This window comes from Bradyrhizobium sp. 930_D9_N1_4 (genome assembly GCF_052076015.1).
Taxonomy (GTDB): domain Bacteria; phylum Pseudomonadota; class Alphaproteobacteria; order Rhizobiales; family Xanthobacteraceae; genus Bradyrhizobium.
Genome location: NZ_CP197236.1, coordinates 1,201,851 through 1,224,533, shown reverse-complemented (window position 1 = coordinate 1,224,533; position 22,683 = coordinate 1,201,851). Strand labels below are relative to the sequence as shown.

At 64.8% G+C, this 22,683-nt stretch carries 27 protein-coding genes and 1 pseudogene; 17 read left to right on the top strand and 11 right to left on the bottom strand.

What is annotated here, in order from left to right:
* Window positions 1-563: 563 nt before the first annotated feature.
* From AB7532_RS05700 to AB7532_RS05675, 6 genes are all read left to right on the top strand, one after another.
* Complete coding sequence (locus AB7532_RS05700; protein ID WP_441233842.1) at window positions 564-1,214, top strand: glutathione S-transferase family protein; 651 nt, start codon at window positions 564-566, stop codon at window positions 1,212-1,214.
* 302 nt (window positions 1,215-1,516) lie between these two features.
* Window positions 1,517-1,693: a hypothetical protein gene (locus tag AB7532_RS05695; RefSeq protein WP_441233841.1), complete on the top strand. Its 177-nt coding sequence runs from the start codon at window positions 1,517-1,519 to the stop codon at window positions 1,691-1,693.
* 73 nt (window positions 1,694-1,766) lie between these two features.
* The gene (locus AB7532_RS05690; protein ID WP_441233840.1) at window positions 1,767-1,925 is read left to right on the top strand and encodes a hypothetical protein; all 159 of its coding nucleotides are present in this window, start codon (window positions 1,767-1,769) and stop codon (window positions 1,923-1,925) included.
* 129 nt (window positions 1,926-2,054) lie between these two features.
* The gene (locus AB7532_RS05685) at window positions 2,055-2,867 is read left to right on the top strand and encodes a PAS domain-containing protein (protein WP_441233839.1); all 813 of its coding nucleotides are present in this window, start codon (window positions 2,055-2,057) and stop codon (window positions 2,865-2,867) included.
* A 66-nt stretch (window positions 2,868-2,933) separates the two neighbouring features.
* On the top strand, window positions 2,934-3,389 hold the full coding sequence (locus AB7532_RS05680; protein ID WP_441233838.1) for an N-acetyltransferase family protein: 456 nt from the start codon (window positions 2,934-2,936) through the stop codon (window positions 3,387-3,389).
* Window positions 3,390-3,725: 336 nt separating this feature from the next.
* A complete protein-coding gene (locus AB7532_RS05675) occupies window positions 3,726-4,667 on the top strand; it encodes an aldo/keto reductase (protein WP_441233837.1) in 942 nt (313 codons plus the stop codon).
* Between the two features lie 89 nt (window positions 4,668-4,756).
* Here AB7532_RS05675 and AB7532_RS05670 read toward each other — a convergent pair whose 3' ends face one another.
* From AB7532_RS05670 to AB7532_RS05660, 3 genes are all read right to left on the bottom strand, one after another.
* Entirely contained in the window at window positions 4,757-5,080 is a 324-nt protein-coding gene (locus AB7532_RS05670; RefSeq protein WP_441233836.1) for an antibiotic biosynthesis monooxygenase family protein, read from the bottom strand.
* Window positions 5,081-5,166: 86 nt separating this feature from the next.
* Window positions 5,167-6,384 carry a DUF1501 domain-containing protein gene (locus AB7532_RS05665; RefSeq protein WP_441233835.1) on the bottom strand — a complete coding sequence of 406 codons (1,218 nt, stop codon included), beginning with the start codon at window positions 6,382-6,384 and terminating at the stop codon, window positions 5,167-5,169.
* A 2-nt stretch (window positions 6,385-6,386) separates the two neighbouring features.
* Window positions 6,387-7,967 (bottom strand): DUF1800 domain-containing protein, encoded by a 1,581-nt coding sequence (locus AB7532_RS05660; protein WP_441233834.1) that lies wholly within the window; start codon window positions 7,965-7,967, stop codon window positions 6,387-6,389.
* A gap of 114 nt (window positions 7,968-8,081) precedes the next feature.
* On the opposite strand from AB7532_RS05660, the gene AB7532_RS05655 reads away from it, so the two are divergent.
* A complete protein-coding gene (locus AB7532_RS05655) occupies window positions 8,082-8,279 on the top strand; it encodes a cysteine-rich CWC family protein (protein ID WP_441233833.1) in 198 nt (65 codons plus the stop codon).
* A 98-nt stretch (window positions 8,280-8,377) separates the two neighbouring features.
* Here AB7532_RS05655 and AB7532_RS05650 read toward each other — a convergent pair whose 3' ends face one another.
* From AB7532_RS05650 to AB7532_RS05640, 3 genes and pseudogenes are all read right to left on the bottom strand, one after another.
* Window positions 8,378-9,076: a glutathione S-transferase family protein gene (locus tag AB7532_RS05650; RefSeq protein WP_441233832.1), complete on the bottom strand. Its 699-nt coding sequence runs from the start codon at window positions 9,074-9,076 to the stop codon at window positions 8,378-8,380.
* Between the two features lie 286 nt (window positions 9,077-9,362).
* Window positions 9,363-9,593, bottom strand: coding sequence for a hypothetical protein (locus AB7532_RS05645; protein WP_441233831.1), 231 nt, complete (start codon window positions 9,591-9,593; stop codon window positions 9,363-9,365).
* A gap of 1 nt (window position 9,594) precedes the next feature.
* Window positions 9,595-10,368, bottom strand: a pseudogene (locus AB7532_RS05640) (TSUP family transporter); the annotation flags it as partial.
* Window positions 10,369-10,685: 317 nt separating this feature from the next.
* Here AB7532_RS05640 and AB7532_RS05635 point away from each other — a divergent pair.
* From AB7532_RS05635 to uvrB, 4 genes are all read left to right on the top strand, one after another.
* On the top strand, window positions 10,686-11,603 hold the full coding sequence (locus AB7532_RS05635) for a LysR substrate-binding domain-containing protein (RefSeq protein ID WP_441239192.1): 918 nt from the start codon (window positions 10,686-10,688) through the stop codon (window positions 11,601-11,603).
* Window positions 11,604-11,723: 120 nt separating this feature from the next.
* Entirely contained in the window at window positions 11,724-11,951 is a 228-nt protein-coding gene (locus AB7532_RS05630) for a hypothetical protein (protein ID WP_441233830.1), read from the top strand.
* Between the two features lie 86 nt (window positions 11,952-12,037).
* Entirely contained in the window at window positions 12,038-12,268 is a 231-nt protein-coding gene (locus tag AB7532_RS05625; protein WP_441233829.1) for a hypothetical protein, read from the top strand.
* Window positions 12,269-12,362: 94 nt separating this feature from the next.
* Window positions 12,363-15,323: an excinuclease ABC subunit UvrB gene (gene uvrB, locus AB7532_RS05620; protein WP_441233828.1), complete on the top strand. Its 2,961-nt coding sequence runs from the start codon at window positions 12,363-12,365 to the stop codon at window positions 15,321-15,323.
* Between the two features lie 22 nt (window positions 15,324-15,345).
* Here uvrB and AB7532_RS05615 read toward each other — a convergent pair whose 3' ends face one another.
* The 3 genes from AB7532_RS05615 to AB7532_RS05605 form a co-directional block, all read right to left on the bottom strand.
* On the bottom strand, window positions 15,346-15,732 hold the full coding sequence (locus tag AB7532_RS05615) for a hypothetical protein (RefSeq protein ID WP_441233827.1): 387 nt from the start codon (window positions 15,730-15,732) through the stop codon (window positions 15,346-15,348).
* A gap of 103 nt (window positions 15,733-15,835) precedes the next feature.
* Window positions 15,836-16,015, bottom strand: coding sequence for a hypothetical protein (locus AB7532_RS05610; RefSeq protein ID WP_441233826.1), 180 nt, complete (start codon window positions 16,013-16,015; stop codon window positions 15,836-15,838).
* Between the two features lie 88 nt (window positions 16,016-16,103).
* Window positions 16,104-16,340: a hypothetical protein gene (locus AB7532_RS05605; protein WP_441233825.1), complete on the bottom strand. Its 237-nt coding sequence runs from the start codon at window positions 16,338-16,340 to the stop codon at window positions 16,104-16,106.
* Between the two features lie 299 nt (window positions 16,341-16,639).
* Here AB7532_RS05605 and AB7532_RS05600 point away from each other — a divergent pair, with 299 nt between their 5' ends.
* From AB7532_RS05600 to AB7532_RS05580, 5 genes are all read left to right on the top strand, one after another.
* On the top strand, window positions 16,640-17,092 hold the full coding sequence (locus tag AB7532_RS05600; RefSeq protein ID WP_441233824.1) for a nuclear transport factor 2 family protein: 453 nt from the start codon (window positions 16,640-16,642) through the stop codon (window positions 17,090-17,092).
* A 225-nt stretch (window positions 17,093-17,317) separates the two neighbouring features.
* The gene (locus AB7532_RS05595; protein WP_441233823.1) at window positions 17,318-17,758 is read left to right on the top strand and encodes a nuclear transport factor 2 family protein; all 441 of its coding nucleotides are present in this window, start codon (window positions 17,318-17,320) and stop codon (window positions 17,756-17,758) included.
* A 348-nt stretch (window positions 17,759-18,106) separates the two neighbouring features.
* Window positions 18,107-19,033 (top strand): hypothetical protein, encoded by a 927-nt coding sequence (locus tag AB7532_RS05590; protein ID WP_441233822.1) that lies wholly within the window; start codon window positions 18,107-18,109, stop codon window positions 19,031-19,033.
* Between the two features lie 337 nt (window positions 19,034-19,370).
* Window positions 19,371-19,793: a hypothetical protein gene (locus tag AB7532_RS05585; RefSeq protein WP_354033002.1), complete on the top strand. Its 423-nt coding sequence runs from the start codon at window positions 19,371-19,373 to the stop codon at window positions 19,791-19,793.
* A 352-nt stretch (window positions 19,794-20,145) separates the two neighbouring features.
* The gene (locus AB7532_RS05580; RefSeq protein ID WP_014492018.1) at window positions 20,146-20,283 is read left to right on the top strand and encodes a hypothetical protein; all 138 of its coding nucleotides are present in this window, start codon (window positions 20,146-20,148) and stop codon (window positions 20,281-20,283) included.
* 73 nt (window positions 20,284-20,356) lie between these two features.
* Here AB7532_RS05580 and AB7532_RS05575 read toward each other — a convergent pair whose 3' ends face one another.
* Both AB7532_RS05575 and AB7532_RS05570 read right to left on the bottom strand, forming a co-directional pair.
* The gene (locus tag AB7532_RS05575) at window positions 20,357-20,503 is read right to left on the bottom strand and encodes a hypothetical protein (protein ID WP_164936510.1); all 147 of its coding nucleotides are present in this window, start codon (window positions 20,501-20,503) and stop codon (window positions 20,357-20,359) included.
* A 229-nt stretch (window positions 20,504-20,732) separates the two neighbouring features.
* Complete coding sequence (locus AB7532_RS05570) at window positions 20,733-21,545, bottom strand: L,D-transpeptidase (protein WP_441233821.1); 813 nt, start codon at window positions 21,543-21,545, stop codon at window positions 20,733-20,735.
* Window positions 21,546-21,859: 314 nt separating this feature from the next.
* Between AB7532_RS05570 and AB7532_RS05565 the strand changes: the two genes are divergently transcribed.
* The gene (locus tag AB7532_RS05565; protein WP_441233820.1) at window positions 21,860-22,645 is read left to right on the top strand and encodes a protein phosphatase CheZ; all 786 of its coding nucleotides are present in this window, start codon (window positions 21,860-21,862) and stop codon (window positions 22,643-22,645) included.
* Window positions 22,646-22,683 lie beyond the last annotated feature (38 nt).

Sequence of the window (22,683 nt, the reverse complement as noted above, 5' to 3'; positions counted from 1 at the left end):
TCCTGACAAGCGTCGTGAACCCTTTGGCCTCACGACTCCAATTGTGGGAATGACGACACCCTAAAACGTGTGCCGCTGCATCGCAAGAAACTTCGGCCCGATCTCGCAAAAGTTTACGGGATCTGGAGCGGTTCAAGGCTGGATTCCTCGCAATTTTCCGCAACTTTGCCGCGCAAAACCCTCATATCCGGCAAGGCTTGTCCTCGGAGCAATTTTGCACGTGGAGCGAAGGTTTTGCGCCGTCATGGCCGGGCTTGTCCCGGCCATCCACGCCTTGCCACGCGGCACGAAGAACGTGGATGCCCGGGACAAGCCCGGGCACGACGGAGACATTAACGCCTTTACACCAATGCACGGCGCCATGCCTCCGCGCGTTGACGCAAGCGTGAACTGAGTTGCATGGCCGCACGGAAATGATCTTCCGCTTCATTGCAATGCGGTAGGGTTTTCGAGTTTTTCTATTGGCTGGCCCTTGCGGCGGATTCGCATCGGCATCATTGTTTAGCCGCGGCGCGTGCGCAGGGTGCGTCGCGCTTCCCCGTCCCAGGTTTAGAACTCCCAGAATGTACAAGCTCTATTCGATGCAACGCTCGGGCAACAGCTACAAGGTCCGCCTTGCGCTGGCGCTGTTGAACTTGCCTTACGAAGCGGTCGAGGTGGACATTCTGCGCGGTGAAAGCAAGACGCCGGACTTCCTGTCCAAGAACCCGTCCGGCCAGGTGCCGCTGCTCGAGGTCGGCGCCGACCGCTTTCTCGCCGAGTCCAACGCCATCCTCTGGTACGTCGCCGTGGGCACGCCGCTCGCGCCGGAGAACCGGATCGACCGCGCCGACGCGCTGCAATGGATGTTCTTCGAGCAGCACGCGCTCGAGCCGAACATCGGCGCGGCCTATTTCTGGCTCTCGCTGGTCAAGGGCGGACGCGATCTCCAGACCCACTCCCTGGAGGACTGGATGGAGCGCGGCTATGGCGCGCTCCAGGTGATGGAGAACCACCTCAAGACCAACGCCTATTTCGCCGCCCGCCAACTCACGGTCGCCGACATCGCGCTGTATGGCTACACCCATCTCGCCGACCGCTGCGATTTCGATCTTTCGCCCTTTCCGGCGATCCGGGACTGGCTGAAGCGGGTGGAAGCCGCGCCCGGCTTCGTGGCGATGGACTGGCGGCCGGCCGACATCGACGACCCCGCCAGCATCGCGGCGGGGGCCTGAGAAGCTGCGCTCCCTCTCCCGCCTGCGGGAGAGGGCGTTTCCTCGTTGGGACAATCGCCCAGAGGGGAAAGCCCCACCCGGCGCTTCGCGCCGACCTCCCCGCAAGCGGGAGAGGTTGCACCGAGTTCGCGGCTCGACCGATCCCAACCAACCCAAAAATGTTAACGAATAGCGGGCATATCGTTAACCTTTGCCCCAATCCCGCCGTTTTCGCCGGGATCGCCGCCCCAATGTTGCCTGTTGCAACAGCGAAATTGTTCGGTGTCGCGGGTGATTCGCTCGCACGTTGAAGGATTTAGAGCATGATTCGGGCGTCCGGCACGGCAGGCTTTCAAGGCCAGACCGATACCGTTTCGTCTTCCCGGCTGACCAACGCGGTCGCGGCCTCGCTCGCCGTCGCCGCACTCTCGCTGTGCCTGATCGTCACCCTGACAGTGCTGTCGACCAAGGCGACCATGGCGATGGGCCTGCCGGTCTGATCCCCGTTTCATTCTGGACCTGCCTTCAAGGTGCCGCGCGGCCCGCGCCAACCGGCGTCGCGACGGGACATTGATGAAATCGCCTGTGGTCATCGTTGCCATCACCCTGACTGCGGCCATCCTGGTCGCGGCATCGCTGCTGATTTTCACCGGCATGCGCAAGAGCTCGGGGACGTCGACGCTGAATGCGCCCGCGCTCCAGCAGCGCCTCAGGCACGCGCATTTGGTCTAAAATCATCGACAAGCTTTGCGCACCGTCGCAAGCGCTCCTTAAGCGCACTCCACGAATCCGCATTGCCATCGTGCAACCTCAGGTCAGTCTGACGGACTTATCTCGTTCAGGGAGGAACGAGCGAGGCCCATGCGGTTCGGATGGCGTGCGATCTCCGGTCCCGTGCTGACGGCAGCGACAGCGCTGCTGACGATGTCGCTTGATCATTATGTCCCCCTCCCCTCGCCTGCGCCGCTGTTGGTCTGCATCGTCGCGCTTGCCGGCGCATTGTCGGGTTTTGCCTCCGCCATCACCAGCGCGTCACTCGCGGTGATCGGCGCGGCGCTGTTCTTTCTCAATCACCGCGGCGCTTCCCTCGATGTGCCGGCAGACCTAATCCGGCTCGGCCTGCTCGCACTGACGGCCTTCGGCACCGCTGCCATCACCGGGCTGATGCGCGAGCGGCTGCTCGGCGCCCTTGCCACCGAGCGCCAGAGCCATGCCACGGCCGCACGGCTGTCGGCGGCACTCGACCAGGTCGACATCGGCATCGTGCTGCTCGATGCCGAGACCCGCGCCGAGTTCATCAACCGCGCGTTCCGGGATTATTTTGCGCTGCCGGACGAGATCGCCGACGGCAAGCCGCCTTTCGTCGCACTGATGTATCACGGCCGCGACACCGGCGCGTTCGAGCTGCCCGAGGACGAGCTGGGCACCTTCATCGCCCAGCGCATGGAGATGGTGCGGATCGGCGATGCCACGCCGATCAACATCGCCCTGCGCAACGGCGAGGTGCTGCGCTTCGTCTGCGCCGCGCTGCCCGACGGCGGCCGCATGCTGAGCTACACGCCGGTGACCGACCTCGTCCGCCACACCGATGCGCCGGCGCGCGCCGACTACTACCGCTCGCTGCGCGATCCCACCGGCAGCAAGCTGATCCGGTATCTGCGCGTCGCGGAGTGATGCGCGATTGATCGGCACGTCCATCATCACGTATGAAGGACGCTTCATCGATCCCGGGAATTTCACATGTCGCTCACCATTCGCTCCATCGCACCGCAGGACTACGATCAATGGCTGCCGCTATGGGACGGCTACAACGCCTTCTATGGCCGCTCGGGCCCGACCGCGCTCGCGCCGGACATCACGCGCGTCACGTGGCAGCGCTTCTTCGATCACTATGAACCGGTGCACGGGTTGGTCGCCGAGAGCGACGGCAAGCTGCTCGGGATGACGAACTATTTGTTTCATCGCAGCACCACCGCGATCGAGCCGTTGTGCTATCTGCAGGATTTGTTCACGACAGAAGCCGCACGCGGCAAGGGTGTCGGCTCGGCGCTGATCCACGGCGTGTACGAGCGCGCGAAACTTGCGGGATCGTCGCGGGTCTACTGGCAGACGCACGAGACCAACGTCACGGCGCGGGGCCTCTACGACAAGGTTGCCGAGCGCCCCGGCTTCATCATCTATCGCAAGGTCATCTAGGCCCGTGGCGGCAGCTTGTTTTTGAGCATGATCTTTTCGGAAAACCGCTGCGCACTTTGCGCTCACGCGGCCCTCCGGGTCCGGATCATGCTGGCTGTGGATAACTCCGGCTGTCACCGGCGCGTTACACACCGGGATTAAGTTGCAGTTGCGTCTGATCAGGCCCCCCGTCACCGATCAAGCGCCCCAAGCGGTCCCCGTCAGTCGCCGCGTCTGACAGGGGCCGCATTTTTTTGTCTGCGCTTTTTCAGCATGGCAGCAACGCGGTGAGCAGCTTGCCGCTGCGGCGCCCGGCAGTCACAATGTCCCACTGCTCTCCTGCTGACGGGACTTCCCATGGAAATTCGTAATCTCGGCGCCTCCGGCCTTCGCGTGTCTGCGGTCGGGCTCGGCTGCAACAATTTCGGCCAGCGCATCGACCTCGAGGCCTCGCGCAAGGTGATTCACAAGGCGCTCGACAGCGGCATCACGCTGTTCGACACCGCCGACATCTATTCCAACATGGGCGGGTCGGAAAACGTGCTCGGCGCGGTGCTCGGCGATCGCCGCAAGGACATCGTGCTGGCGACGAAATATTCCAAGCCGATGGCGGAAGACGGCACCAAACAGGGCGCCTCGCGCCGCTACATCTTCAATGCGGTGGAAGCGAGCCTGAAGCGGCTCAAGACCGACTACATCGATCTCTACCAGCAGCACGATTACGACCCGCTGACCCCGATCGAGGAGAGCCTGCGCGCGCTCGACGATCTCGTCCGCCAGGGCAAGGTCCGCTACATCGGCAACTCGAACTTTCCGGCGTGGCGCATTGCCGAAGCCGAGTACGTCGCGCGCGCGATGAATGTCAGCCGCTTCGTCTCCTGCCAGGACGAATACTCTCTCGTCGTGCGCGACATCGAGAAGGACCTGCTGCCGGCAGCAACGGAATACAAGCTCGGCCTGCTGCCGTTCTTCCCGCTCGCAAGCGGACTTCTGACCGGCAAGTACAAAAAAGGCGAGACCGCGCCCGGCGACACCCGCTTCGGCCAGACGCCGCGGCTGCGCGACCGTTACGTCACGCCGCGCAATGAGGTCATCGTCGAGAAACTGCAGGCCTTCGCGGCATCGCGCGGCCACAGCATGCTCGAGCTCGCCTTCTCCTGGCTCGCCGGCCGCCCGCAGGTCTCCAGCGTCATTGCGGGTGCGACCCGCGCCGAGCAGATCGAGCAGAACGTCAAGGCGATCGCGTGGAAGCTCAGCGCCGAGGAGACGGCGGAGATCGACAAGATCACGCAGGGCTAGAGCATGATCCGGACCCGGAGGGCCGCGTTAGCGCAAAGTGTGCAGCGGTTTTCCGGAAAGATCATGCTCAAACAATAAAGGATGCGGCGCTACTTGGCGCCGCGCCCCACCGTCTGCATCACCTCAAAGCCTTCGAACTGGGGATGGCCGAGATAAAGCGGCTTGTTGTCGCCGGCGCGCTGATGCGCCGCGCGAAACGCCTCCGATTTGGTCCATGCCTCGAACGCCGCATGGTTGGCCCAGATCGTGTGCGAGGCATACAGCGTGTGGTCCTCGAGCTCGGGGCCGCGCAGCAGATGGAATTCGACGAAACCTGGCACCCCGTCGAGAAACGTGTCGCGCGTCAGCCAGACCTGTTCGAAGGCAGATTCAGAACCCTTGGTGACGCGGAAGCGGTTCATGGCGATGTACATGGGGCGGTCTCCTGATGATCGGCTCATCATGTCGTCATTCCGGGACGCGCCGCAAGGCGCGGGCCCGGAATGACGGCCTTCGTGGGTTAGGCAACGAGCCCCTTCATCGGTCGCGCTCCCGCGCTGTCCGGGAACACTGTCTCCGCCAGCACGCGATCCGACAAACCGAACTGCCCCTGTAGCACGCCCTTGATCACTGAACGCAGATCCGTGGTCGGCTTGAGGTCGCGCCCTTCATAGAGGTTGGCGAGCTTGAGGCCGGGCCAGTCGGAGATGACGCGGCCGCCTTTCACGGCGCCGCCGGCGAGGAGCGCGATGGTGCCGGTGCCGTGGTCGGTGCCGTCGGTGCCGTTGATGCGCGCGGTGCGGCCGAATTCGGTGGCGACGACGACGACGGTGTCGCGCCAGCGATCGCCGAGGCCGGTTTCGAATTCGGCGAGCGCGCCGTCGAGGCCGCCGAGCAGGAAGGCAAGACGCCCGACCGGACCGCCTTCATTGGCATGCGTATCCCAGCCGTCGAAGGCGAGCGCAGCGATGCGCGGGCCGTCGTCGCCCGCCATCAGTTTTGCGGCGCCGCGCGCCACCTGGCGCATCTGCGCGACCTGATTGCCCGGCTTCCGCTTCATGTCGTCGCCACTTGCGGCCTTGTCCAACTGAAGGCCTTGCGACAAAGCCGCGGCCAGCGCGGGATCACGGTGACGGTAGAGATCGACCAGACGCATCGCGGTGTCGTCGTCGGCCGGCGGCAGCGCGACCGGCGCCCAGCCGACAGTCGGCGCATTGCCGCGCAACACCAGCGGTGTGGTGGGGCCGACCGCAAGAGCGCTCGACACGCGCTCGCCGCGCGGCAGCGCTTCGAGTGCGCGGTTGAGCCAGCCGGACTGCACGCGGCCCGGACCGGCATAGCCGCTTTCGAGCACGTCCTGGCCGTCGAAATGCGAGCGGTCGCGATAGGGCGTCGCGACCGCGTGGATCACCGCGGCGTGCTTGTCGCGATACATGCGCGCAAATTCCGGCATCGCCGGATGCAGCGCGAAGAAGCTGTCGAGCATGATCGCGGCATGCGCGCCGTCAGCGGCGAGCGCGATCGAGCCGTGCAGGCCGGCGTAGTCGGGGTCGCCGACCGGCGCGACGGTCGAGAGCCCGTCGAGCGCGCCGCGCAGGATCACGACGACCAGGCGGGGATCGCGACCATCGGCCGCGCGCGCGAATTTGGGAAGATAGGCCCAGGCCGCAAAGGACGCGCCGCCGAGCAGCAAGCCGCGGCGCGAGGTGAGGAGCCGGTTCTCGACGCAGTCGATCATCGTCATCTCCTCTGCATTTCCGGCGACATCAGCAACAGCGCTAGCGCCTGCTGGCGCGACTCCGCACGCTCGATGGCTTTGCGCGTTTCGATCGAGGCCGCGTCCGCAGCGGCGAATTCGAGCAAGTCGAGCGGATCGATGTTGGGCCCGAGCCGCGCGCCCATCTGCGCGGCGATGTCGAGCCTGAGCTTGATGCCCTCAGGCGCGGCCCACGCGGCGCTGGTGTCCGGAAAGCCGTTCGGGCCGGCCGGAGACCACAACGGCTGGCCGAGCAGATTGAGATTGTTGAGAATGCCGCCGGGATCCTCCGGCACACGCGCGAGCAGCCGTCCGCTGGCGACCACGAAATCATAGGGCGAGCGCATTTTGGTCAGCGGCGCTTTCCAGGCCTCGTCGGAATCGACCAGCGCCGTGGCAAGCGCCTTGAGGTCGCCGTCGGTCTTGACGAAGACATCGCGCAACCGCGCCACGAGCGCCGGCGGCGGATCGTCGGCGACGAAGTGACGGACAAATTTGGTGGCGATGAAATTCGCGGTCGAGGGATGCCGCGCGATGTCGGCGAGCGCCGCTTCGCCCTGCGCAAGGCCGGTCGGCTCATAGCTCTTGCCGACCAGCATTTGCGGTCCGGGCTGGTGCGCATTGGCGTTGAACACGAAGGAACCCGGGGTGCCCAGCTGCCCCTGCCTTCCGGCGAAGGTCCAGCCGGTGATGATACGCGCAAGCGAGGTGACGTCCTCCTGCGTGTAACCGCCGCCAACGCCGAGCGTATGCAGCTCCATGATCTCGCGCGCGAGATTTTCGTTCAGCCCACGTTTGCGGTTTTGCCCCGCGCGCGAGTCCGGCCCGAGCGATTGCTGATTGTCGAGGAAGAACAGCATCGCCGGATGCTGCTCGACCGCCTTCAACATGTCGGCGAAGCGCCCGAGCACATGCGGCCGGATCGCCTCGCGCTCGAACGCACCGGCCCAGATCCGTGCCAGCTCGCCCTTGCCGGCGGAGATGCAGAAATGGTTGGACCAGAACACGACCAGCCGCTCGGTGAAGCCGCACTCGACCAGGGTGGCACGCTGCAACCGCGCCAGCGCCTCGGCGCGAAAGGTTTTTTGAATGACGTTGAGCGGCTGCGGCGCGGGCTTTGCGGCAGGCGGCGCAGCAGCACCGGGTTGCATCATGTCCGGCTTCGGCGTGCCGTCCATCTGCTTCGCATCCGCCATCTGGCCACCGATCTCGGTCGCAGCCGCGTTCAGCGAGAGATGACGGCGCAAGGCAGGCTTCTGATCGGCCGGTGCCTGCGGCTGCGCCTCGGCGGGCGCAGCAGCCTTTGCTGTTTCCTTTGCCGTTTCCTTGGCGGCTTCACGCGCCTGCTTGACCTGGTCCTGATAGGCGAACACCGCCTGCCCCAACTGCGGCGTCGATTGCAGGCCGGGCGCTTCCAGCAGCACGCCATTGGGACGCGCGAGTTCCGCCTTCACGAAGCCGCGCGGATCGGATGCGGCATTGATCAGATCGCCGGACGCCCCGCCGCGGGCGCCGAAGCCGAAACGGTTGAGCGCAACGAGGGCGGCTTGCGAATCGCGGGCCATCGATTTGTCCTTCGCGCGTTGCCAACCGCTTTCCTGAACCATGCGCAGCGCGTAATATACCGCAGCGGGAGATGAACCCGACATGAAAACGACGGCAAAGCCTTTGCGCAAATCATGACAAATCCGAAACAAATCGCCTTGCCGGAACCGCGCCGCCTGAGCTGCGCCCGCTGCGGCACCGAATTCGGCTGCGATCTGTCAGGCGAGTGCTGGTGCGCGGAGGAAACCGCGAAGCTGCCGATGCCGGTCAAGGGCGAGGATTGTCTGTGCCGGGACTGTTTGCGCAAGGCGGCCGCTGAGGCAGTGTCGTAGGGTGGGCAAAGCGAAAGCGTGCGCACGCATTTTTTGCGACCGGAGGGATGGTGGGCACGGCGCTTTGCGCCTTTGCCCACCCTACGAAGCAAGCGAGCCTACACCGCGAACCCCGGCGATTTCCGCGCCATGCCATCGAATGCATCGAGCAGCTTTTCGCGCCACGCATAGACCGGATCATCGCTTTCCAGCAGCTTGAACGGGCTCACCACGCGCGCCCATTGGAAGCCGCCGAACACGATGTAGTCGGCATAGTTCGGCGCACTGCCGCCGACATAAGGCTGCTTCTTCAACGTCTGCCGCAACACCTCCAGCGACTTGCGGAAGGCGACGACGCCGGTCTCACGGCTTGCCTGGACCTCTTCCAGCGGCTTGCCGCCGAACCGCGCCTCGCGCGACTTGCGGAAATATTCGGCATCGACCTCGGCGAGGTTTTTGGGGATGTCGGCGATGATCAGCGGAGAAAGGCCGCCGACGATCGCGATATCCCCCCACGAATTGATCATGCGCGCCACGGCGCGGCCGCCCTCGCCGCCGAACAGCGACGGGCGATCCGGAAAGCTGTCTTCGAGATAGTTCGCGATCGCCCAGGAATCCGCGACGGGCTTGTCATGATGCAGCAGCACAGGGACCCTCTCCGAGCCGTGCGGCGAGATCGCGCTCTTCTCGGTAAAGCGCCAGGGCAGCGATTCCGCCGACAGCCCCTTGTGCGCGAGCGCCATCCGCGTGCGCCAGCAATACGGGCTGAACGGGCGCGATGCGTCGCTGCCGACGAGTTCGAAGAGCTTGAGTGACAAAGGCGCCTCCACATGCTCCGTCATTGCGAGGAGCTCTCGCGACGAAGCAATCCAGACTGCCGCCGCAGAGACATTCTGGATTGCTTCGCTGGCGCTCGCAATGACGATGTGGCGAGAGGGGCGCGCTGAGTCTTCTCCCTCTCCCCGTTCTTACGGGGAGAGGGTTGGGGTGAGGGGCGGTCTCCGCAATCACGGTGAGAGACGGACTCGCGGAGGCTCCCCCTCACCCGGAATTTGCTTTGCAAATTCCGGCCTCTCCCCGCAAGCGGGGAGAGGCGAAGGACAATCACCGCCCGTTCGTTCGCAGCAACCGCTCGCCACCTTCCGTCACCGCGATCACCAGCCCGATGCCGGGCAGCGTCTCCCGCGCGACGTAGCCGCACTCAGCGGCGTCTTCCCAGATGGTGAGGCGCGGGCACGAGGTCTTCCAGGTCGAAATCACCTCGGCATAGGCGCGCGGCTCGCGCGCGATCCATTCGACGAAGTCCAGCACCAGCGGATCGGTTGTCTCGCTCATGCAAACCTCCTCTGTCGAAGGCGGCCAGCACCGGTGTGCGGAGCATGAGCCAGCCGCCATAGGCGATGTAGTAGCAGGCAATGGTGGTGATCAGCTTGTTTGACCACGCCACGAATTGCTGGTCGGTCATGGCTTCGAGAATGCGCCGCGCCAGCGTGGTGCCGAGCATCGACGCTGCGATCGCGACACCGGCGAGCACGGGGTCGAGGCTCGCGGCCTGGTCGATCAGGCCGCCGAAATAGATCAGCTTGGTGAAATGGCTGACGAGCTGGCACATCGCCTTCGTCGCGACCTTCTCGCGGCGGCCGAAATCGCCGCCGAGGAAGAAGGTGTCGAGCAGCGGGCCGGATACGCCGGTCATCAGCATCAGGCCCATGCAGATCGTGCCATAGACCGTGCCTTGCCAGAGACGGTCCGGATCCGGCTTGACGTTCGCGGGCATGAGCCGCGCCATGAACGGCGTGATGCCGAGCAGCAGCAGCGCCGTCGGCTTGTCCGGCACGTAGCGGGTGATCGACCAGGCCGCGAGCGCGATGGCAGCGCCGACCATGTAGTTCGCGACCGGCCGCCAGCGGATATGCGCCCGCCACAGCAACGCGCGCCAGCCGTTCGAGGCCATCTGCGTGATCGCATGCAGCACCATCGCGGTGGGCAGCGGCATCAGCGCCAGGAGCACGCCGATCAGGATCAGCCCGCCGGCCATGCCGAACAGCCCCGACAGGAACGCGGTGGCGACCATCAGCAATCCAAGGGCAGCGATCATGATGGGCGTCACGATTATCTCCGGCGTTGGCAAGTAGGGACGAACGCTGCATCACTCCCTCGCCCCGCCCTTGCGGGGAGAGGGTGGGGTGAGGGGCTGCATTCGCAATCACGCTGGCAGTCGGACTCGCGGAGAGTCCCCCTCACCCGCCACGCTTCGCGTGTCGGCCTCTCCCCGCGTGCGGGGAGAGGCGAGGAGCACCGCCTCTGCCTCAACAAATCAGCTTGGAATTACTCTCATTCTTGTGCCTCCCTTGCTCCTCCCCTGCAAACTGAGTTATCTTGCCCTGGCATCAGCTTTCCTGAGGGTATTGCATAGGGGTCTTGCATTTGCGACGGCTGCTGTTTCTCAACGGCATCAAGGCGTACGAGGCGGCGGCGCGGACCGGCAGCTTTGCTGCGGCCGGGCTTGAGCTCAGCGTGTCCGCGGCCGCCGTCAGCCGCATGGTGCATCTGCTGGAGGAACGTCTCGGCGTCGCGCTGTTCGAGCGCAAGGCCAACAAGCTCTTGCTGACGCAGGCCGGCCGCGCCTATCAGAGCGGGCTGACGCCGATCTTCGACGCGCTGGCAAGCCTCACTGCGCAGGTGACGGCGCCGTCCAGCGTGCGCGTGCTCACCATCGGCGTCGGGCATACGTTTGCGATGCGCTGGCTGATCCCGCGCCTGTCGGAGTTTCGCAGTGAGGAGCCCGACATCGAGGTGCGCTTCACCACCGGTGGCGCGTCGGTGCCGTTCGGCGAGGACTGGAGCTGCGGCATCAAACTCGGCACCGGCGACTGGCCAGGCCTCGTTGCCGAGCCGCTGTTCGCCGGCGATCTCACGCCGGTCTGCGTGCCCCGCCTCGCCGCCTCGCTGAAGCGTCCGGCCGATCTCAAGGGGCCAAGCCTGATCCGCGTCGAGCATTCGCCCGAGGACTGGCCGATCTGGCTCAAGGCCGCCACCCTGCCTCGCATCAATCCACGCGGGCCCGAGTTCCAGTTCTACGGCCAAGCGCTCCAGGCCGCCGCCGACGGGCTCGGCATCGCCATGGGCATCCGGCCCTATATCGACGACGACCTCGCCGCCGGCCGCCTGGTCGCCCCGTTCGACCTCTCGGTGCCCAAGGGCATGCGCTGGTACCTGCTCTATCGCAGTTTCCAGACGGAGCAGCGCGACTTCGCCGCGTTCCGCCGCTGGATCATGCGCGCGGCGTCCGAGCCCGCCGCCCGGCCGGTGAAGCGGACCGGTCGCACCTCAGCCCGGAACTGATGCCTCGTCAGTTCCTCCCGCGGCAAAAAAGCCGGCCGCTTGTGAACGGCTTCACATACTGAACCCGGCAAACGTGGTCCCCTGACCCTCCAACACGACACCGACATTTTGGGGACTGCCATGACGACCCTCTACGACGGCTTTGACATTGAATCCTTCGAGGCCGGCAAAGGCCTCTGGCACGCCCGCATCCGCCGTGCCGATTTCAGCCCGGTTGCCATCGACGGCGTGCTGTTTCCGGCCATGGAGGTCGGTTTCGCCTGGCCCGACCAGACCGCGGCGATCGCCGATGCCAAGCACCATATCGACCGCTTCCGCCGTCGGGCCGACGACAGCGACGACGAATAGGCCTGACGAATAGGCTTGGCGAATAGGCTTGGCGAGACGGCAACAGGACTGAGCGACAGCGTGGCGTAACAGGGGGACACCGGTTCATGTCAGTTATCGAATTCGAGAACGCATCGCGGCCCCGCATCTACGCCCGCAAGGTGCTGGCGATATGCCCCGAATGCGACGGCGATCTCACGGTACTCCGCGTGATCGGCGGCCGCGCCGGATGCGAGTACTGGACCATGCGCTGCACCGATTGCGGCGGCATTCATCTCGACATCCTCAAACCGCATCTGGCGAGCGAGGATGACGGGGCTCCGCCGCCGGCGGCGTAATAATCCGGCCCTGCTGCCAACCTGCTGTCAGCAGTGTGCGCACGGATGGACCTTCGCCCTTTTCTGAGGGACGGACTCGTCCCATATTCGCCTCATGGCGAAGAAACCTGCTCCCCCGAAATCCCCGAAAACCAAGACCCCGAACTCGAAGGCACATCGGCCTGATGTGCAGCCGATCGGGCCGGCGCTGGCCGAACTTCTCAATCCAGCGATCAATCGCGGCGATGCCGGGCTTGGATCGGGCACCGGGCTGCAGCCGCCGCCGGACAATTCGCGCGACCGCCGCGCTGGCGGCGAGGCCGCCGCGCATCGCGCACGGGCCTCGACGCCGAGGGAGTTTCCGCAGGATTCGACGCGGCCGATGCCGCTGCGGCCCAATCCGCAGCCGCCGGGGGCCCGCGCGTCCGAGAGCGGCGGCTTCGACGAGGCGCCGCAGGCCAATTACGGCACCGCGGCCACGATCCCGACGCTGGATCCGGAACTGGCGCGGCAGCTCGGGATGCCGACTGAGGAGGACGACGCCGAGGCGCTGGCGCGGCCGCCGCGGAACAAGATGGAGGCGCTCGGCGTCAAGGCGACCGCGGATGCGCTGGAATCGCTGATCCGCGAGGGCCGGCCGGAGTTCCGCAGGGATGACGGCTCCACCAAGGTGTGGACCCCGCACCGGCCGCCGCGCCCGGAAAAGTCCGAAGGCGGCGTCCGCTTCGAACTCAAATCCCACTATGAGCCGCGGGGCGATCAGCCGACCGCGATCAAGGAGCTGGTCGAGGGCATCGAGCGCAACGACCGCTCGCAGGTGCTGCTCGGCGTCACCGGCTCGGGCAAGACCTACACCATGGCGCAGGTGATCGAGAAGACGCAGCGCCCTGCCATCATCCTGGCGCCGAACAAGACGCTCGCCGCCCAGCTCTATGGCGAGTTCAAGAGCTTCTTCCCGGACAACGCGGTCGAGTATTTCGTCTCGTATTACGACTATTACCAGCCAGAAGCCTACGTTCCCCGCACCGACACCTATATCGAGAAGGACTCCTCGATCAACGAGCAGATCGACCGCATGCGCCATTCGGCGACGCGCGCGCTGCTCGAACGCGACGACGTCATCATCGTCGCATCGGTGTCCTGCATCTACGGTATCGGCTCGGTCGAGACCTATACCGCGATGACGTTCGCGCTGAAGAAGGGCGAGCGCATCGACCAGCGCCAGCTCATCGCCGACCTCGTCGCGCTCCAGTACAAGCGCACCCAGGCCGATTTCACCCGCGGCACGTTTCGCGTGCGCGGCGACGTCATCGACATCTTCCCGGCGCACTATGAGGACCGGGCCTGGCGCGTGAATTTGTTCGGCGACACCATCGAGACCATCGAGGAATTCGATCCGCTCACCGGCCACAAGCAGGACGAGCTCGAATTCATCAAGATGTACGCCAACTCGCACTATGTGACGCCGCGCCCGACGCTGGTGCAGGCGATCAAGTCGATCAAGTCCGAATTGAAGATGCGGCTCGACCAGTTGCACGACCAGGGCCGCCTGCTGGAGGCGCAGCGGCTGGAGCAGCGCACGACCTTCGACCTCGAGATGATGGAGGCGACGGGCAGTTGCGCCGGCATCGAGAACTATTCGCGCTATCTCACCGGGCGCCTGCCCGGCGAGCCGCCGCCGACGCTGTTCGAATATGTCCCGGACAACGCGCTGGTGTTCGCCGACGAAAGCCACGTCACCGTGCCGCAGATCGGCGGCATGTTCCGCGGCGACTTCCGCCGCAAGGCGACGCTGGCCGAATATGGCTTCCGGCTTCCGTCGTGCATGGACAACCGCCCGCTCCGCTTCGAGGAATGGGACATGATGCGGCCGCAGACCGTCGCGGTGTCGGCGACGCCGAGCGCCTGGGAGCTGAACGAGAGCGGCGGCGTGTTCGTCGAGCAGGTGATCCGTCCCACCGGCTTGATCGATCCGCCCGTCAACATCCGCCCCGCCCGCACCCAGGTCGACGATCTCGTCGGCGAGGTGCGTGCCACAGCCCAGGCCGGCTATCGCTCGCTGATCACGGTGCTGACCAAACGCATGGCGGAGGACCTCACGGAATATCTGCACGAGCAAGGCATTCGCGTCCGCTACATGCACTCCGACATCGACACCATCGAGCGCATCGAGATCATCCGCGATTTGCGCCTCGGCGCGTTCGACGCGCTGGTCGGCATCAATCTCTTGCGCGAGGGCCTCGACATTCCCGAATGCGCGCTGGTCGCCATTCTCGACGCCGACAAGGAAGGTTTTCTGCGCAGCGAGACTTCGCTGATCCAGACCATCGGCCGCGCCGCGCGCAACGTCGACGGCAAGGTGATCCTCTATGCCGACCAGATGACCGGCTCGATGGAGCGCGCCATCGCCGAGACCAACCGGCGCCGCGAAAAGCAGGTCGAGTACAACGCCGAACACGGCATCACGCCGGAGAGCGTGAAGAAGCACATCGGCGATATCCTCAACTCGGTCTACGAGCGCGACCACGTGCTGGTCGAGGTCGGCGGCCACGACATGACCGACGACATCATCTCGATCGGCCACAATTTCGAAGCCGTGCTCGCCGATCTCGAAACCCGCATGCGCGAGGCCGCCGCCGACCTGAACTTCGAGGAAGCCGCCCGCCTTCGCGACGAGGTCAAGCGCCTGCGCGCCACCGAACTGGCGGTGGTGGACGATCCCACGGCAAAACAGCGCGTCGTGCAGGGCAAGGCCGGCGCCTATGCGGGCGCGAAGAAGTACGGCGACGCCGCCAATTTGCCGGTCAGCGCCATGAAGAAAAAGACCGTGAGCTCCGCACTGAAAGCCAGCGGCGGCGGCAGCGGCTCGAAAGTCCACAAGCCACATCTCGACGAAATGCACGGGCCGGAATCCCTGCCCTATCGCGAGAACCAGGCGCTGCCGTCAAAGCCGTTCGGAAGTACGAGCCGGATCATCCAGCCGACGGATTCAAGGCAGTCGGGGCCGGAGTTCGGGCCGGCGCCGAAGTCGACGGGTGGGCAGCCGGGGCGACGGGGTGGGTGGAAGAAGAGGTAGGCGAGCGGGATCGTCCGCGCCCTCACCCCACACTCGCCGTCACCACGGCCATCACCGACAGCAGCAGCACGATGGTCATGAGCTGGAGCGAGGCCACCGGCTGGGTGCGCCATGCTGTGATCTTGTCGGACAGCGAGAGGTGGGCTTCGAAGAATTTCGGTTCGTAGACGGTCTTGAAGAAGCCGGGGAAGCTCGGGCCGAAGGTCACCGCGAGCAGCGCGTGGGCGAGCGAGGCGATGGCGACGAAGATGGCGACGCCGGGGTCGCCGGAGAGGTCGTGGTTGCCGGCCAGTTTGAGCAGGAAGGCGGCGGCGGCGAAGGTCGGGAAGCTCTGCAGGATCGCGGTCAGCGCGAGGCCTTCGAGCGCGTTGTGCAGGCGGGACTTTCTTGCGGCGGCGATGGAGGCCATGGCACGTCTCCCTGATGACATGCGGATGAAGGTAGCCACAGGGGGAGAGGCGCGATGTGAGGTGGCTCACGCCCGGCCAAGCGTTAGGACAGGTCGGAGCGGCCTAGAGCTGGCGGAAGAATACGAGATAGATGGCAAGGCCGATCGTCGAGAACGACATCACGACGCCAAACCAATTGTATTTGACGCCCTGCGAACGGGACGCGTTTCCCACGAAAGCCACGAGGCAATACAGGAACAGGATTGCGAGGACGACGCCCCACAAGGACTTCCCAGCGTCCATCGTCCGATTCAACCCCAGCGTTTGCAACTGGAATTTACCATCGGTGCGCACGGGATAAAAGAGGACGGGAGCGAGGTTTTCCGCAGCCTTACAGCTTCCCTTGCCCGTTCACCTGGCTCTGCTGCTGCCGCTGCTTTTCCTGTTCCTTGGCCTGATGCCGGCCGTAGAGGCAGCCGGCCGCGGCGCCGAGCACGCCGTGATGGCCGGCATAATGGCCGGCGACGCCGCCGACGACGGCACCCTTGATGCAGCCCTTGGCGTTGGCGGCGGAGCTTGCGCCGAGCATGAGAAGCGTGGCGGCGACGGTGAGAAGCGGGGATTTCATGGATCGGTGTCTCCGGATGCGATGTCTTGGTATCAACGAGCGCAACCGGGTCCGGGTTCCCGCACGCAGCGCCTGTCAGGGCGCGACCGCCGATATGCGCACGGCGTCAGCGCGCGGAGCCTGAGCCCGTTCGAAATTCTTGGGTATGGACTTGCGCGCAACCCGCAATTGCAGCCCCATGAACCCGGCGTCGCATCGGCGCGTCATATTCCAAGGACAACCTGTGTTTTTGCGGATTGATGGACCCTCGGCGTGCGCATTAGCGTTGGCCATCCGCGGCCCACGAGGGCGGGAGCAGCATGATTGTTGAAAAGCTGAACAGGCAACGCGTGCTGCATCTGCTCGACAGTTTTGCGCGCGGCGATATCGAGGCGGCGCTATCCTGCTGCACCGACGACGTCGACTTCCTCACCCACGCGCCGATCGACGTGCTGCCGCACATGGTGCCGCGCCACGGCAAGGCCGAGCTGCGCGAGCTCTGGCAGACGATCTGGTCGCGCTATTCGGAAGTCCGCTACAAGGCACCGCACATCCTCGCCGATGGCGACGAGGTCGCGACCTACATGCATACCTATTTCAGGAAGCGTAGCAACGAACGCATCGTGCAGTTCGACATGGCGGTGTTCTACAGCTTCCGCGGCGGGCTGGTGGCGCAGATCCGCGAGATCATCGATTCCTACGATCTGGTGCAGCAGGTGCTGGAGCGCGAGATCGGGCCGCTGATCGTGGGCGCGCGGGTGGACGGGGGTTAGGCGCGCCGCCCCCCAAAAAGAGGCCGGCAACAATCGATTCCGGGAAAATACGGGGTTCTATTGCAAATCTCACAAAGCGCTCTCAATTGTGCATTGCAAAAACGTGATTTGAGTTTTGCTGAAAATCCCGTATTTGTTCGTACACAAATGAATTGAGCGGCCCTCGGCACATTGCGGTGCGTGGGCTGTTTTCCGTTTTGCAAGCCAGTTTCAGGACGCCCCCAAATGACAGAGCACAGCCTCTGGCGTTTCTCGCGCGCGTTGCACCGCGCGGTGAACGACCGGCATTTCGAGGATATCGAGGCCCTGATCGACGAGGACGTCGAATGGGCGATCTACGGCCCGATCGACATGTTTCCCTTCCTTGGTGCGCGCCAGGGCAAGGAGGCCGTGCTCGACGTCATCCACCAGCTCGCCGACAATTTCCGCGTCCGCCGCTTCGACCGCGAGAGCATCATGCTGGGCGTCGATTCCGCCGCCTCGATGCTGCGCTATTCGCTGACGGCACTGGATTCCGACAAGCCGATCTCCTTGCGGGTCGCGCAGTTCGCCCAGTTCAGGGCGGGCAAGCTGATCAGCATGCGCGTGCTGGTCGACACCTTCGATCTGGTCGAGCAGGCACTCGGCCGCGCCATTCATCTGCCGAAGATGACCGGCGTCGGCTGAGGGGGACACCAACGGGCCCCGCTTTCGGGACCGGCGACTGATGCTCTCCGCGACACGTCCTGGCCTCCAGCCCCGCCGGATGCCGTCGTGGAGATGCTCGTCGCCGGGCGCGCGCCTTTCGCGCGGCCCGTTGGTTCGTTATTCGCGTTGTTGGAGCATGCTCCTATCGGAAAACCGCTGCACACTTTGCGCTGCGCGGCCCTTCGGGTCCGGATCATGCTCTGGCGAGCCGCCACAATTTCGCAACGATAGATCACCATGGTTTGAGCGGACCGAATGGCGCATGGTCATCACCGAAGGCCGCTTTATATTGGCGGCAGGCATGTGCCGGGGTTTGCGGGCAGGACGATGGAATTCTCGACGGGTTTTGGCTGGACCAGGCTGCCGATGCTGGCGGCCGTATTCATTTTGGGCTCGGTGCTGACGGTTTCGGCGCAGATCATTCCGCCCTTCTCCCTACCCGCGGCAGTGCCCGACGACGAGGCCGAGGCCGCGGAGACCGCCGAAGTCACCCCCGACGTCAACGATCCCGACGTGCTCAAAGGCATCGACGTCGACAAGCTCGACTGGAGCCAGCTCGCGGTCGATGCCGGCACCGGCAATGACCTCGCCACCGCCAGGAAGCGCGCCCAGGCCGCCGCCAAGGACGGCATGAACTGGTCGACCAACACCAATGCCAACGGCTCCTCCGCCGTGGCCGTGAAGCAGTCGGTCTCCTCGTTCTGGGACGCCCGCATCGGCGCCGACATGACGGTGACGAGCGAGCCGCGGACCATGTCCGAGCTGCTGGCGCAGAAAGCCACCAATGGCGGCAACGTGCCGCAATCCTCCGGCAGCGCCTGGGCGGCGGCGACCGCGCCGGGCGCGGGCTCAATCTGGGACAAGACCGCGGTGGAAGCCCGCGTCGATCCCGGCGCCGAGCAGAGCAAGATCGGGGCGTCGCTGACCAAGTCGGTGCCGCTGTCGGGCGACACGTCGCTGACGCTCCAGAACGGCTACAGCGTCAACCAGCAGGGCACCACCGCCCTTCCAGGCGTCGGCGGCCACATCACCCGCAATTACGAGACCGACCAGACCGCCAAGGTCACCGTCACCGACACCGGCACCAGCATCACCGCCGGCCAGTCGCTGTCGACCACCGACGACAAATGGCTGCGCAAGTTCGGCGCCGAGCAGAAGCTGTTCGACAACGTCACCGTGTCCGGCTCGGTCGGCGAGACCTCGCAAGGCGCGATCAACAAGAGCCTCAGCGCGGGTTTCAAGAAGAGCTGGTGAGCGTTCCTACCTCGCCCCGCTTGCGAGGAGAGGTCGACGCGCGAAGCGCGTCGGGTGAGGGGGAGTCTCCGCGAGTCCAACTCACTCCGTCTTCGCGGAGACTCCCCCTCACCCCACCCTCTCCCCGCAAGCGGGGCGAGGGAGTCCAGCACCGATCACGCCGCGCCATAGCAGTGTTTAGACTTCCCTAACCATACGCCACTGCAAAGCCCCCAATTGGTCCGCCCTTGCCGCAGCTCTGCCCAGTTGCGGTCAAAATCCGGCGCCCTAGTCGGATCACTGACGTCGTCGTGCGAGGGACACTCGCGCAGCGCTCAACGCGAACAGGGGAATAACGATGAACGCCATGCGTCCGGAAAAGACCGAGACCACCGAGACCGAAACGGTCGACACCAACCTCGCCGCCGTGACGGAAGTCGAAGCCGGCATCCGTGACTTCGTCCGCAACGACATCGCCTATCTGCGCCGGCCGGCCGCGACCACCACCGACGCGCCGCCGCTCGACCCAAGCGCGGAAGCCACGGTCACCAACGTCAACTCGCTGATCCAGCGCGTCGCCGGCACCTCGCTCGCCGAGATCGAGAACCTGATCTCGGAACTCGAAAGCCTGCGCGACCTGCTCCATGCCGAAGGCCAGCGCGTCCAGCGCGAGATCTCCGGCTACGCCCAGCTCAGCCAGGCCGCGATGAAGTCGACCCGCATGATCGCCGACAACGTCTCACAGTGGAAGCGCGCCGCCGACGGTTTGCGCAACAGCTGATCACTGACGCCAAGCATCACCGCCCGCCGCGTTCCGAAAGGAGCGCGGCGGTTTTGATTCGCGGGGGAGTTGGTGCGCACGTGCCCCCACAACAGGTGTCATCGCCCGACTTGATCGGGCGATCCAGTATTCCGAGACATCAAAGCTAGAACCGAGACGCCTCGGCGTACTGGATGCCCCGGTCAAGCCGGGGCATGACAGCGGAGGGTGTGGCTGCGAAAGATTGTGGCAGTGGATATGCGTTCACACCGCCAACGCTGCCAGCACGGTTCACTTTTGAACCCACAACCCCGTCCCGGCGACCAATGCCAAGCGCTCGGGCCGCCTAAGGCCGGGCCTGGGGACATTTCAGATGGAAAGCATTCGGCCCGATAACACGGACCCGATACCGCTACGGCCTGCGCCGAACCAGTTCGGCACGATCATGCTGCGTTTTGTGGGGTTGCTGGCGGTTGCGATCGCGGTGCTGGCGTTCGTCTATAGCCGCTGAAGGCAAAGACCGCTGAAAACCTGGACCGCTGAAGACCTGCGCCGCGTTGCGGCCCCGCGAAGTTAACGAGCCGTTAACGGCTCGCGTCGACCGCTGAGGCTTCCAGGGTGTAGGCGCCGTCGGCGTAGCCCTTCACCACCATGCCGGCGACCAGCATCACGGCCAGCGTCGCGGTAGCAAAGATAAATCCGACCAGCTTGAGTGCGCCGCGGTCTGCCATGGTCCTCGTTCCCCTGTACTCTGCCCAATTCGTTTCAAATAGACAGCGACAGGTTCATAATTGGTTAGCAACTCGATGGTTCCGCAAACTGCTTCGCGGGTGACCATGCTGGACGGGCTTATGGCAGCCGCCCGGAATCGCGTCCATAGCGCGCGGGCAACACTCGGTTTCAATTCGGTCCGGCACGGTATTTCCCCTCTCCCTTGGGAGAGAGAGGGGATACGGCGGATCACATCACCACGACCCTGGTGCCGACATTGACGCGGCCATAGAGGTCGATGACGTCCTCGTTACGCATGCGGATGCAGCCGGAGGACACGTTGGTGCCGATGGTCCATGGCTCGTTGGAGCCGTGGATGCGGTAGAGCGTCGAGCCGAGATACATCGCGCGCGCGCCGAGCGGGTTTTCCGGGCCGCCCTCCATGTGCCTGGGCAGATCGGGGCGGCGCGCGATCATCTCCGCCGGCGGCGTCCAGTCGGGCCATTCGCGCTTGGCCGTGATCGACTTCACACCGGACCAGGTGAAGCCGGGACGGCCGACACCGATGCCGTAACGCATCGCGCGGCCGTTGCCCTCGACGAGATAGAGAAACTTGTTCGGCGTATCGACCACGATGGTGCCGGCACTTTCCTTGCCGCCATAGTCAACAGATTGTTTCTCGAATCTCGGATCGAACTGGCGCTGCCGCGGGTCGACCGGCTCCTGCTGAACCGCGCCTTGCTGGTATCCGCCCTGCATTTGCGGCTCGCCCATCGGCGGCAGGCGGCGCGGATCGTAATAGCCCGGCTGCTGCTGATAGACCGGCTGCTGCGGCGCGTAGGCCGGACCGCGACCGGGGCCGTCGCCGAACAGAAACTCGATGAAGCCGCCGCCCATCTGCGCATTGGAGGCGACGCGGATCGGCGCCGGCGGCACCTGCGGCTGGTAGAGCACCGCAGGCGGATCGTTCGGCACACTATTGTCGAAGGCGCTGGCGTTGTTCGCGCCGACAATGAAGGTGCAAGCGCTGCCGAGCAGCGCGACAGACATTTTCTTGAACATCGACGTACTCTGTACTGTTTCGTCTAGATCACATGCGTCATGCAGAGCCGATGACTGATCGGCGTCCGCGACGTGGTCAATAAAGAGCAAAAGCCGTTTTGTTTGGTAAACGGAAGCGGCGTTTGGATTCACCACGTCGCGAGCGAGGGGGCAATTTGGCGATCAGCGTTTATTTTCGATGAACGCTGCGCACCCATGGTTAATCGCTTCTTTTCACGCCGTCGCGCGCTACCGCACAACAGTTCCTGCTGTGAACTTCGTGTTAAATCGCTTCTGCCTAAAAAGACGCGTGAGTGAGGTGGGGGGAGTTTCTGATGGCTATTCACCGCAAACGTTTTCGTGTCGAAGAGGCTATTGTCGGCGAGATGCCTAGCCCCGAAATGATTGAGGAGGCTGCGCCCATGCATAGCGAAATCATGGCCGAGCTGCGTGCGATCCGCGCCCAGATGGCGAAGGGCGGTATACCTGCGCCCCTGTCCGGCAGCGCAGCGATGGCGGCGATCGACGCCTCCACGGCCCACGAGCTCTCCGAAGCTCGTACGATGCTCGAGACCTACCGGGCGCAGATCGAGCAGTGCGAGAAGCTGAAGATCGAGCTCGATCTGATCCACGACGCCATCGACCGCACCAAGCGCGAAATCGCGACGCTGCACGGCAAGAGCTTTGATGGCGCGGAGATGGCCAAGGTCAATGGCGAGCTCGGCGCGGTCGTCGGCGGCACCGAGCAGGCGACCCAGCAGATCCTCGAAGCCGCCGAATCGATCGACCAGGCGGCCAGCGCGATGTCCAAGGTGCAATCGGCCGACCAGCAGAAGCGGCTCGCCGACGACATCCAGGAACGCGTCATCTCGATCTTCGAAGCCTGCAACTTCCAGGACCTGACCGGCCAGCGCATCAGCAAGGTCATGACCACGATGAAGTTCATCGAGCAGCACATCAATGCGATGATGGAGATCTGGGGCGGCGTCGACGCGATCAAGTCCCACGTCCAGCCGCAGGTCGACAACCGCAGCGAGGACGACAAGCTCCTCAACGGCCCGAAACTCGCCGGCGACGTCGGCCATGCCTCGCAGGACGACATCGACGCGCTGTTCGACTGATCGGACGCGACTTGGAGAAAAACAAAACGCCGGCGAAA